The sequence below is a fragment of the Leclercia sp. EC_58 genome (assembly GCF_019584355.1).
GTDB lineage: Bacteria > Pseudomonadota > Gammaproteobacteria > Enterobacterales > Enterobacteriaceae > Enterobacter.
In genome coordinates this window covers 3,726,059-3,737,428 of sequence record NZ_VDAM01000001.1, presented here as the reverse complement: position 1 = coordinate 3,737,428, position 11,370 = coordinate 3,726,059, and the positions used below count along the sequence as shown (strand labels likewise).

General features: G+C 63.2%; 7 protein-coding genes. 6 read left to right on the top strand and 1 reads right to left on the bottom strand.

The features are described 5' to 3' along the window. Positions 1–48 precede the first annotated feature (48 nt). Positions 49–402: a DsrE/F sulfur relay family protein YchN gene (gene ychN, locus FHC51_RS18265; protein WP_166182721.1), complete on the bottom strand. Its 354-nt coding sequence runs from the start codon at positions 400–402 to the stop codon at positions 49–51. A 73-nt stretch (positions 403–475) separates the two neighbouring features. Here ychN and nasR point away from each other — a divergent pair, with 73 nt between their 5' ends. The 6 genes from nasR to FHC51_RS18235 all read left to right on the top strand — a co-directional run bounded on the left by nasR (position 476) and on the right by FHC51_RS18235 (position 11,305). Then, the gene (gene nasR / locus FHC51_RS18260; RefSeq protein ID WP_220436282.1) at positions 476–1,642 is read left to right on the top strand and encodes a nitrate regulatory protein NasR; all 1,167 of its coding nucleotides are present in this window, start codon (positions 476–478) and stop codon (positions 1,640–1,642) included. A gap of 228 nt (positions 1,643–1,870) precedes the next feature. Beyond that, positions 1,871–3,118, top strand: coding sequence for a CmpA/NrtA family ABC transporter substrate-binding protein (locus FHC51_RS18255; RefSeq protein WP_220436281.1), 1,248 nt, complete (start codon positions 1,871–1,873; stop codon positions 3,116–3,118). Between the two features lies 1 nt (position 3,119). Continuing rightward, complete coding sequence (gene ntrB, locus FHC51_RS18250) at positions 3,120–4,007, top strand: nitrate ABC transporter permease (protein WP_220436280.1); 888 nt, start codon at positions 3,120–3,122, stop codon at positions 4,005–4,007. 10 nt (positions 4,008–4,017) lie between these two features. Then, on the top strand, positions 4,018–4,806 hold the full coding sequence (locus tag FHC51_RS18245) for an ABC transporter ATP-binding protein (protein WP_220436726.1): 789 nt from the start codon (positions 4,018–4,020) through the stop codon (positions 4,804–4,806). Positions 4,807–4,817: 11 nt separating this feature from the next. Beyond that, the gene (nirB, locus tag FHC51_RS18240) at positions 4,818–8,798 is read left to right on the top strand and encodes a nitrite reductase large subunit NirB (protein WP_220436279.1); all 3,981 of its coding nucleotides are present in this window, start codon (positions 4,818–4,820) and stop codon (positions 8,796–8,798) included. After that, the gene (locus FHC51_RS18235; RefSeq protein ID WP_220436278.1) at positions 8,795–11,305 is read left to right on the top strand and encodes a nitrate reductase; all 2,511 of its coding nucleotides are present in this window, start codon (positions 8,795–8,797) and stop codon (positions 11,303–11,305) included. The genes nirB and FHC51_RS18235 overlap by 4 nt, the downstream gene beginning before the upstream one ends. Positions 11,306–11,370: the final 65 nt, after the last annotated feature.

Here is an 11,370-nt window from a genome sequence, read left to right as displayed (position 1 = left end):
AAGCTGGAACCGCGCTCATAAGAAAAAAATATTTTTTCTAATGGATTATTAGAAAGTTAATAGTTTATCCGCGGATAGCGTCCACTGTGCCAGCTCCACCAGGGTACCAATCTCCACCCCGTCGATCAGCGGCAGGGCGCTGATACCGCGGCCATCGGTGCAGGTTTTGCACAGCTTCACCGGCACGTTTTGCGCCGTCAGGATCTCCAGCATCTGCTGAATGTTATAGCCCTCCGCCGGTTTTTGCCCACGCAGTCCGGCAGTGACCGCGTCGGACATCAAAAACAGGCGCAGATCCAGGTCGCTCTCTTGCTCGCGTAAGGCAATCGCCAGTCGCAGGCTGTTGAACAGCGATTCGCTGCCATAGGCCGCACCGTTAGCGACAATCACAATCTTCTGCATGTTGACTCCTGAATAATGAAAAGGCATGAAAATTGCTTCTCTCTTCGGCAGACACTGACCCGGGAGAGTAAGCATGACGATAAACACAGGCCGTCCACCCGGCGCCACGGAATGGTTCCAGCAGGCCAGGCTGCTGCGTAAACAGCAGCTGTGCAAGCTGGCACAGCTGGGCACGCTGGTGAGCCGGATCAGCCATCTTGCGCACATGCTACAGTGCGAGCGGGGCGCCTCCAACATCTGGCTCTGTTCCGAAGGGGCGCTCTACGCCCTTGAGTGTAAAGCCAGCCGCGCGCTGGTTGACGAGCATGTGCAGGCGCTGCACCAGGCGCTCGGCTCGCCGGTGATGGCCAGTGGCGCCCTGTGCGAGCGGGTGGCCAACGCCCTGCAAAGTCTGGAGCAGCTTCCCGCGCTGCGTGAAGCGATTACGGCTTGCGCGCTGCCCGCTACGGCGGCGATGGAGCGTTATAGCCGTATGCTGCGAAACCTGCTCAGTATTGTGCCGCAACTCAATGACAGCATTGATGACCCGCAAATCGCGGGCAGATTTGTCGCGCTCTACAGTCTGATGCAGGGCAAAGAGCTGGTGGGGCAGGAGCGGGCCATGGGAGCGATTGGCTTTACCCAGGGCTTTTTCAGCGATGAGATGCGCCAGACACTGGTAGACAGAATCGACGGCCAGCAAACCTGTTTCGAGGTCTTCCTCTCCCTGACCCCTCCCAGCCTGCACGATCCTTTCAACCTCAGCGTACCGGGGGCGGAGGTCGAACAGTTGCGCCGTCTGGCCTGTACCCGGCAACCCGCCGCGGATCAGGGTGTGCTGGCGCTGCACTGGTTCTCGCTGCAAACCGAACGCCTCGAACATCTGCGCACCCTGGAAGAGATGCAGATTGCCGATCTGATGCTGGCGGTGGAGTCGCTGATTAGCCAGGCTGACGACGAGCCGCGTGCAGAGCCGCAGACGGAAGAGCCGCTGGCCCTCTATCCGCAAAAGCCGCTGCTGCCGCTGGTGCGCCAGCAGGCGCAGGAGATCGAACAGCTCTCCCGCCAGCTGGCCTCGATGCGCGACACGCTGGAGGAGCGCAAGGTGATCGACAAGGCAAAAAGCGTGTTGATGACCCATCAGCAGATGAGTGAGGAGCAGGCCTGGTGCCAGCTGCGCAAGATGGCGATGGATAAAAATCAACGGATGGTGGATATCGCCCGCGCGTTGCTGACGGTCAAAGCCCTGTGGCAGCAGTAAATGCACCCCGGATGGGCAACGCCTGCATGGTTGAGGTGCGTTCTCGCTGTCGGCAGGCAGAAAAGCCCCGTCATTTAAGCCTTTAAAACCTGGCATCACCCTTGCATTAATCAACATAACAATTTTAACGACGCGCCAACGGCGGTGTGTCGTTCTTGAGGATAAAGGCGTCCTGCGGTGCTTCGGCACTGCCGGGCGCTTTTTTTTGCCATTTTTTCAGGAGTGAGCATGGTGGAATGGACAAGACGGCGTTTTTTACAGGCCAGTGCGCTGGCGGGCGGGGCGCTGATGCTGCCGGGACTGATGCAGGGCGTATGGGCCGCAGGCTCCGATAAACCGGAACTGGATACGGTGCGCGTCGGCTTTATCCCCCTGACCGACTGCGCGCCGCTGGCGATCGCGGCCTGGAAAGGGTTCGATAAGAAATATGGCTTCACCCTGGTGCCGAGCAAAGAGGCGAGCTGGGCGGCGGTACGCGACAAGCTGGTGGCTGGGGAGCTGGACGCGGCGCATATTCTCTATGGCCTGCTGTACGGCCTGGAGCTGGGGATCGCCGGTAAAGCCAAACCGATGGCCAACCTGATGACCCTCAACCGGAACGGGCAGGCGATCACCCTGTCGAGCGATCTGGCTCAGCAGGGCGTGCGCGACGTCGAGGGGCTGAAGAAGCTCATCGCCCGGGAGGCACCGGGCACCTACACCTTCGCCCACACCTTTCCCACCGGCACCCATGCCATGTGGCTCTACTACTGGCTGGCGAGCGCGGGAATCAATCCCTTCGACGACGTGCGCACCGTGGTGGTGCCGCCGCCGCAGATGGTGATGAACATGCGCATCGGCAATATGGTCGGCTTCTGCGTCGGCGAGCCGTGGAACGCCCGCGCCATTAACGATCGCATCGGCTTTACCGCTGCCACCTCCCAGTCCATCTGGCCGGAACACCCGGAAAAAGTGCTCGGCACCCGCCACGAGTGGGTAGAGCAATACCCGAACACTGCCCGGGCGCTGGTCAGCGCGCTACTGGAGGCCCAGCGCTGGATCGACGCCTCACCGCAGAACAAAGAGGAGACCGCGCAGCTGCTGGCCCGGCGCGCCTGGCTCAACACCAAAGAGCAGTACCTCACGGGCCGGATGCTGGGCGAATACGACAGCGGAACCGGCAACCGCTGGCAGGATGCCAACCCGATCCGCTTCTTTGAGGAGGGGGCGGTGAGCTACCCGTGGCACTCCGACGGAATGTGGTTCCTGACCCAGTTCCGCCGCTGGGGACTACTGAAAACCGACCCGGATTACGCCGCTATCGCCCAGCGCATCAACCGCACCGACATCTGGCAGGATGCCGCCACTGCCGTGGGCGGGATTCGCGCACCTTCATCGCCGTTGCGCACCAGCACCTTAATGGACGGCACCGTCTGGGACGGCACCGATCCGAAGGGTTACGCCAACCGTTTCGCCATTCACCGTACAGGGGCCTGATATGAAAAACGTCAACATTAAAGCCGCACCCGCCGTACCCGCCGAGCCGGTCAGCGGAGAAGTGATTACCCTGCCGCCGGTGCAGGTTCGCCGCCGCACTCCGGGATTTGCCCGCCGGACCAACGATCTGCACCAGCGCATCATTCCGGCGCTGCTTGGTCTGGGGTTACTGGTGATCGCCTGGCAGCTGGCGGCAATCAACAGCAAAGGGTTCCCGACGCCGCTCAGCACCCTGGACTCGGCCATCACGCTGTTTGCCGATCCGTTCTACCGCGATGGTCCCAATGACATGGGGGTGGGCTGGAACGTGCTGGCCTCGTTGCAGCGTGTCGCTATCGGCTTTGGCCTGGCAGCCATCGTCGGCATCCCGCTGGGCTTTATGATTGGCCGGTTTACCTTTATGTCCCGCATGTTCACCCCGCTGATTGCGCTGCTGCGCCCGGTCAGCCCGCTGGCCTGGCTGCCCATCGGCCTGCTGCTGTTCCAGAAGGCGGAACCTGCTTCCAGCTGGACCATTTTTATCTGCTCGATCTGGCCGATGGTCATCAACACCGCCGAAGGGGTGCGCCGTATTCCGGAAGATTACCTCAACGTGGCGCGGGTGCTGCAGCTCTCCGAGTGGACGGTGATGCGCCGCATTCTCTTCCCGGCCGTACTGCCTGCGGTACTCACCGGGGTGCGGCTCTCCATTGGCATCGCCTGGCTGGTGATCGTCGCCGCCGAGATGCTCACCGGGGGCTTGGGGATCGGCTTCTGGATCTGGAACGAGTGGAACAACCTCAACGTCGAAAACATTCTCATCGCCATCGTCATTATCGGCGTGGTGGGTTTGCTGCTGGAGCAGGGGCTGATGCTCATCGCCCGCCGTTTCAGCTGGCAGGAAAAATAAGGAGCACATGATGAAACCTCTCATTCAGGTCCAGGCCGTCAGCCAGCGTTTTTCCACCGCCAGCGGCGAGTTTCTGGCGTTGCAGAACGTCTCTTTTGATATTCACGAAGGGGAGACCATCAGCCTGATCGGCCACTCCGGCTGCGGCAAATCGACGCTGCTGAATCTGATCGCCGGTATCACGTTGCCGACAGAAGGCGGGCTTCTCTGCGATAACCGCGAGATCGCCGGGCCAGGGCCGGAGCGGGCGGTGGTGTTCCAGAACCACTCCCTGCTGCCGTGGCTCACCTGCTTCGACAACGTAGCGCTGGCGGTGGATCAGGTCTTCCGCCGCAGCATGAGCAAAGCCGAGCGGCGGGAGTGGATCGAACACAACCTCGAGCGGGTGCAGATGGGGCACGCCATCCACAAGCGGCCGGGGGAGATCTCCGGCGGCATGAAGCAGCGGGTGGGGATTGCCCGCGCCCTGGCGATGAAGCCAAAAGTGCTGCTGATGGATGAGCCGTTTGGCGCGCTGGATGCCCTGACCCGCGCCCATCTGCAGGATTCGGTGATGCACATTCAGCAGGAGCTGAACACCACCATCGTGCTGATCACCCACGATGTGGACGAAGCGGTGCTGCTCTCGGATCGGGTGCTGATGATGACCAACGGCCCGGCGGCAACAGTCGGCGAGATTTTGCGCGTCGATCTGCCGCGCCCGCGTAACCGGGTGCAGCTGGCGGAGGAGAACCGCTATCACCATATGCGCCAGCAGATCCTGCACTTCCTCTATGAAAAACAGCCGAAAGCGGCCTGAGGAGCATAACCATGCGCCTGGTCATCATTGGAAACGGACTGGCGGCAACGCGGCTGGTTGAGTCATTGACCGAGCGCGCGCCTGGCCGCTTTGAGATCACCCTCATCGGCGAGGAGCGCGTACACGCCTACAACCGCATACAGCTTTCGCCGGTGCTGGGGGGCGAGAAAGAGGCGGCCGCGACACAGCTTCACGATGAGAGCTGGTATCGGACGCGCGGCATCACCGTGGTGTGCGGCGAGCGGGTGCGGGCAGTGGATATCAGCGCCCGAACGCTGCGTACCGACAGCCGACAGCTCGTATGGGATGAACTGGTCTTTGCCACCGGTTCCCAGCCGTTCGTGCCGCCGATCCCCGGCAGCCATCTGCCCCACGTCTTTACCTTTCGCACCCTGGAGGATGTGAACGCCATTCTGGCAACGCCCGGCCCGGCGGTGGTGCTGGGGGGCGGCGTACTCGGTGTGGAAGCCGCCGCAGCGTTAAAACAGCGAGGTGACAACGTCACGTTAATCCACCGCGGTCCGTGGCTGATGGAGCAGCAGCTCGACCAGCAGGCGGGTCTGCTGCTGGAGCAGGCGCTCGGCGAGCGGGGTATCGGCTGTGAACTGAACGCCGGGTTGTCGCAGATCGCCCCGGACAGCGTCACCCTCAGCGACGGGCGCACCCTGGCCGCCACCCGGGTGGTACTGGCGACGGGCGTGTTGCCCAATATCGCCCTGGCACAGGCAAGCCGCGTGCCGTGCGGCCGGGGGATCCTGGTGGATAACCAGATGCGCACCGCAATAGAGGGTATCAGCGCCATCGGCGAGTGCTGTGAATTAAACGGCGAGACCTGGGGGCTGGTGGCGCCGTGCCTCGCCCAGGCGGAGATCCTCGCCGCCCGTCTCGCCGGGGAGTGCGTCGCACCCTTTATCCCCACGCAAAACGGCATGCGCCTGAAGGTGACCGGTATTGAGCTGTTCAGCGCTGGCGAGGTTATCGCGCAGGAAAAAGATGCGGTGTGGACCAGCTGGGACCCGCTGACCCGCCACTATCGCCGTCTACTGGTTCGCAACGGCACGCTGGCAGGCGTGCTGCTGATGGGGGAGTGTCGCAGCGCGGCCACCCTCACCGATTTACTGGCAACGTCAGAACCCGCTCAGGCGGACTGGCTGTTCGATCGATTCACTACGCAGCCGCAGGTTGCAGGACAGAACGCTATGACAAAACCTACTCTGGTTGTGGTTGGGCACGGTATGGTCGGCCACCATTTTCTTGAAGACTGCGTCAATCGCGGTTTGCATCAGCAGTATCAGATTGTGGTCTTCGGCGAAGAGCGCTATGCCGCCTACGATCGCGTCCATCTTTCAGAATACTTTGCCGGACGCAGCGCCGACTCGCTGTCGATGGTGGCCGGGGATTTCTTTGCTGATAACGGCATTGAGCTACGCCTCTCCCAGCCGGTGGTCGCCATCGATCGCGACGCCCGGGTGATTCGCACGGGATCAGGGCACGAAACCCACTGGGACAAGCTGGTGCTGGCGACCGGTTCGTACCCGTTTGTGCCGCCGGTGCCGGGCCGGGATCTGCCGGGCTGTTTTGTCTACCGTACTCTCGACGACCTGGATAACATCGCCTCCCATGCAAAAAATTCGCGCACCGGGGTGGTGATTGGCGGCGGCCTGCTGGGGCTGGAAGCCGCCAACGCCCTGAAACAGCTTGGGCTGGATACGCACGTGGTGGAGTTTGCCCCGAACCTGATGGCGGTGCAGCTCGATAACGACGGCGCCGCGATGCTGCGCCGTAAAATTGAAGCCCTCGGCGTGGGGGTGCATACCAGTAAGGTCACCACCGAAATCGCAGAAACCGACAGCGGGATGGTACTGCGCTTCGCCGACGGCAGCGAGCTGGCGACCGATATGGTGGTCTTCTCCGCCGGGATCCGCCCGCAGGATGCGCTGGCCCGGAGCTGCGGCCTGACATTGGGCGAACGCGGGGGGATTGCCATCGACAACCAGTGCCGCACCTCCGACGAGGACATCTTCGCTATCGGAGAATGCGCCCTCTGGGAAGGCAAAATCTACGGTCTGGTGGCCCCGGGCTATCAGATGGCGCGGGTGGCCTCCGCCGCGCTGGCGGGAGAAGAGAACGCGTTTATGGGTGCGGATATGAGCACCAAGCTGAAACTGTTAGGTGTAGATGTCGCGTCGTTCGGCGATGCCCATGGCCGCACCGCAGGGGCGCAGAGCTACCAGTGGACCCACGGCCCGCAGCAGATCTACAAGAAGATCGTGGTCAGTGCCGACAATAAAACCCTGCTCGGCGGCGTGCTGGTGGGGGATGCCAGCGAATATGCCACCCTGGTGCAGATGATGCTTAACGACATCCGCCTGCCTAAGGATCCTGAAACCCTGATCCTGCCTGCGGTGGCGGGCTGCGCCCCGAAAGCGCTGGGCGTGGCGGCTCTGCCGGAAAGCGCGCAGATCTGCTCCTGCCACAACGTCAGCAAAGGCGATATCTGCCAGGCGGTCAGCAACGGTGCCACCGACATCGGGGCGGTGAAACAGTGCACCAAAGCGGCTACCGGCTGCGGCGGATGCAGCGCCCTGGTGAAACAGGTGATGGAGTTCCAGCTGGCGGCCCAGGGCGTGGAGGTGAAAAAGGACATCTGCGAGCACTTCGCGTACTCGCGTCAGGAGATCTACCACCTGGTGCGCGTCAACCGCATCCACACCTTCGATCAGCTCATCAGCCGCTACGGCCAGGGGCATGGGTGCGAGATCTGTAAGCCGCTGGTGGGATCGGTGCTGGCCTCCTGCTGGAACGAATACCTGCTGAAACCGGCCCACCTGCCGCTGCAGGACACCAACGACCGCTACTTCGCCAACATCCAGAAAGATGGCACCTACTCCATTGTGCCGCGCATGGCCGCTGGCGAAGTGACCGCCGACGGGCTGATCGCCATCGGCCAGATCGCCAAACGCTACCAGCTCTACAGCAAAATCACCGGCGGGCAGCGTATCGACCTGTTTGGTGCCCGGCTGGAGCAGTTGCCGGAGATCTGGCAGCAGCTGATCGACGCCGGGTTTGAAACCGGGCACGCCTACGGCAAATCCCTGCGCACGGTGAAATCCTGCGTCGGATCCACCTGGTGCCGCTACGGGGTGCAGGACTCGACCGGGCTGGCGGTGACGCTGGAGAACCGCTACAAGGGGCTGCGCGCGCCGCATAAGATCAAGATGGCCGTTTCCGGCTGCACCCGCGAGTGCGCCGAAGCCCAGAGCAAGGATGTGGGGGTGATCGCCACCGACAAGGGGTGGAACCTCTATCTGTGCGGCAACGGCGGCATGAAGCCGCGCCACGCGGATCTGTTTGCCAGCGATCTCGACGACGCCACGCTCCTGCGCTACGTCGACCGCTTCCTGATGTTCTATATCCGCACCGCCGACCGCCTGCAGCGCACCAGCACCTGGCGGGATAACCTCGAGGGCGGGCTGGAATACCTGCGCGAGGTGATCATCGACGACAGCCTCGGCATTGCCGCCGAGCTGGAGCAGGAGATGCAGCGGGTGGTGGATACCTATCAGTGCGAATGGCAGACCACTTTGCAGGACCCGGGCCGTCTGGCGCAGTTCCGCACCCTCGACGCCGCGCCAGTATCCGCAAAACGCTGGCAGGATATCTGTACCCTGGACGAGATCCCGGAACAGGCGGGCATTGGCGCCCGTCTGGGCACGCAGCCCATTGCGCTGTTCCGCTTTGGCAAGGCGATTTATGCCCTGGAGGATCGCGAGCCGGGCGGCAGCGCCAGCGTACTGTCGCGCGGCATTCTCGGGGATGCCGGGGGCGAGCCGGTGGTGATCTCACCGCTGTATAAAACGCGGATCCGCCTGCGCGACGGGCGCCATGTTGAAACCGGGGAAGTGGCGGTGCGCGCCTGGCCAGTCAGAGTCGATGGCGACCGGGTGCAGGTGGGCAGTGAAGAGCTGGTGATGCGCGCGGAGGCCTCATGAGTGAAACCCAAACGACCTGTCCTTACTGCGGCGTGGGCTGCGGCGTGATTGCCCGCGTCGAAAACGGCGAGGTCAGCGTGCGCGGCGACGACAACCATCCAGCCAACTTCGGACGGTTGTGCGTCAAAGGCTCGGCGTTGGGGGAGACCACCGGCTTAGCGGGTCGCCTGCTGCACCCGGAGGTGGACAACCAGCCGGTGAGCTGGGAGCAGGCGCTGGATATCGCGGGTGCGCGGCTGCGGGAGATTATTGAAAAACATGGGCCGCAGGCGGTGGCCTTTTATGCCTCCGGCCAGCTGCTGACCGAGGATTACTACGCCGCCAACAAGCTGATGAAGGGCTTTATCGGCGCGGCCAATATCGACACCAACTCCCGGCTCTGCATGTCCTCGGCGGTGGTGGGCTACAAGCGCGCCTTTGGCGAAGACGTTGTCCCGTGCAGCTACGAAGACATTGAGCAGACCGACCTGGTGGTGCTGGTGGGATCTAACGCCGCCTGGACGCACCCGGTGCTCTATCAGCGCCTGGTGCAGGCGAAAATCGACAATCCGGCGATGAAGGTGGTGGTGATCGATCCGCGGCGTACCGCGACCTGTGATATTGCCGATCTGCATCTGGCCCTGACGCCGGGCAGCGACGCCGGGCTGTTTGTGGGGCTGCTCAACGCGGTCGACCCCGGCCAGGCCAGCGACTGGCCGCCTGAGCGGGTGGCCGAATTTTGCGGCCTGCCGCCCGACGATGTCGCCACCTTTTACACCTGGTTTATCGCCGCCCCGCGTGCGGTGACGCTCTACACCATGGGGATCAACCAGTCCACCAGCGGCAGCGACAAGTGCAATGCCATTATCAACGTCCATCTGGCGAGCGGAAAAATCGGCCGCCCTGGCTGCGGTCCGTTTTCGCTGACCGGTCAGCCCAATGCGATGGGCGGGCGCGAGGTGGGCGGGCTGGCGAATCAGCTGGCGGCGCACATGAATTTCACGCCGGACGATTTGAGCCGCGTGGCGCGCTTCTGGGGGACGGAGCGGCTGGCGCAGACGCCGGGGCTGATGGCGGTGGAGCTGTTTGAGGCCATCGCCCGCGGTGAAGTGAAGGCGGTGTGGATCATGGGTACTAATCCGGCAGTATCTCTTCCGGACAGCCATGCGGTCTGTCAGGCGCTGGCGGCCTGTCCGCTGGTGATGGTCTCCGAAGTGATGCGTGACACCGACACCAGCCGCTTCGCCCATATCCGTTTTCCGGCGCTCGGCTGGGGAGAGAAAGAGGGGACGGTGACCAACTCCGAACGGCGCATCTCCCGCCAGCGCGCCTTTCTGCCCGCGCCCGGCGAGGCGAAGCCCGACTGGTGGATCATCGCCCGTATTGCTGAGAAACTGGGCCACGGCGCGGCCTTCGCCTGGGATCATCCTCACGCCATCTTTGCCGAACACGCCGCGCTGACGGCCTTTGAAAACGACGGCGAACGGATGCTCAATCTCGCGGCGCTGGCACCGCTGACCCGTGAAGAGTGGGATGGGCTGACGCCCTGGCAGTGGCCGATCAACCGGGAAGCACTCACCCGCGCCCACCGGGTGCCGGTCATCCCGCAGCTGCACGGCGCTACGCCGAATCTGCTCTATCCTTTTACCCTCAACAGCGGACGCGTGCGCGATCAGTGGCACACCATGACCCGCACTGGCTACGTGCCTCGCCTGATGCAGCACCGCGATGAACCGACGGTAGAGATCTCGCCGCAGGATGCCGCCCGGCTGGGATTGCGCGACGGACAACTGGCGCGCATCAGCGCCCCGCGCGGGTTGATGGTGGCCCGGGCGCGGATAAACGATGGGCAGCGCCTCGGGGAGCTGTTTGTCCCGATGCACTGGAACAGCTGTTTTTCACGCCAGGGCAAAGTGAATGCCCTGGTAGAAGGGCGCTGCGATCCCCACTCCGGCCAGCCGGAGAGCAAACAGACTGCGGTGCGGCTGATGCCGTGGCAGCCCGCCTGGCAGGGGGAGCTTTACAGCCGGGAGGAACTAACCCTGCCGACGTACGTCCACTGGTGGCGCAAAGCGGCAAAGGGGGTGTCGCGCCTGACTCTGGCGGGAGACAAGCCGCTGCTGGAGTGGGTGATGGCACACTGCACCGGGCAGGGCTGGCAGCTGCAAATCGCGCAGACGGGCGAGCGAAGCAGCCTCCTGGCCTGGCATCAGGGAGCATTAATGCTCGGCTTCTGGCAGGATGTTGCTTTGCCAGGGCTGGCGCATACTTTTATCGAAGCCGCGTTTCACACCGCGCCGGTCGCGCTGGCGGAGCGTCACGCCCTGCTTAACGGGCAGGACCTTGGCGAGCTCAGCGATCCGGGACGCATCATCTGCAGCTGCTTTAGCGTCGGCGAAAACGCTATCCGCGAGGCCATCGCGGGAGGATGCGACTCGGCGGCAGCGCTGGGGGTAAAACTTCGCTGCGGTACCAACTGCGGCTCCTGTGTGCCGGAGCTGAAGGCGATGCTTTCTGTGAGGGTGTAAACGCCTGATGGCGCTGCGCTTATCAGGCCTACGGTTTCTGTGCGGGGGGTAAACGGCTTATCAGG

What these genes read in the sequence shown, in the direction of transcription:
- ychN (WP_166182721.1), bottom strand. Translation starts at nt 402, where the DNA reads ATGCAGAAGATTGTGATTGTCGCTAACGGTGCGGCCTATGGCAGCGAA.
- nasR (WP_220436282.1), top strand. Translation starts at nt 476, where the DNA reads ATGACGATAAACACAGGCCGTCCACCCGGCGCCACGGAATGGTTCCAG.
- FHC51_RS18255 (WP_220436281.1), top strand. Translation starts at nt 1,871, where the DNA reads ATGGTGGAATGGACAAGACGGCGTTTTTTACAGGCCAGTGCGCTGGCG.
- ntrB (WP_220436280.1), top strand. Translation starts at nt 3,120, where the DNA reads ATGAAAAACGTCAACATTAAAGCCGCACCCGCCGTACCCGCCGAGCCG.
- FHC51_RS18245 (WP_220436726.1), top strand. Translation starts at nt 4,018, where the DNA reads ATGAAACCTCTCATTCAGGTCCAGGCCGTCAGCCAGCGTTTTTCCACC.
- nirB (WP_220436279.1), top strand. Translation starts at nt 4,818, where the DNA reads ATGCGCCTGGTCATCATTGGAAACGGACTGGCGGCAACGCGGCTGGTT.
- FHC51_RS18235 (WP_220436278.1), top strand. Translation starts at nt 8,795, where the DNA reads ATGAGTGAAACCCAAACGACCTGTCCTTACTGCGGCGTGGGCTGCGGC.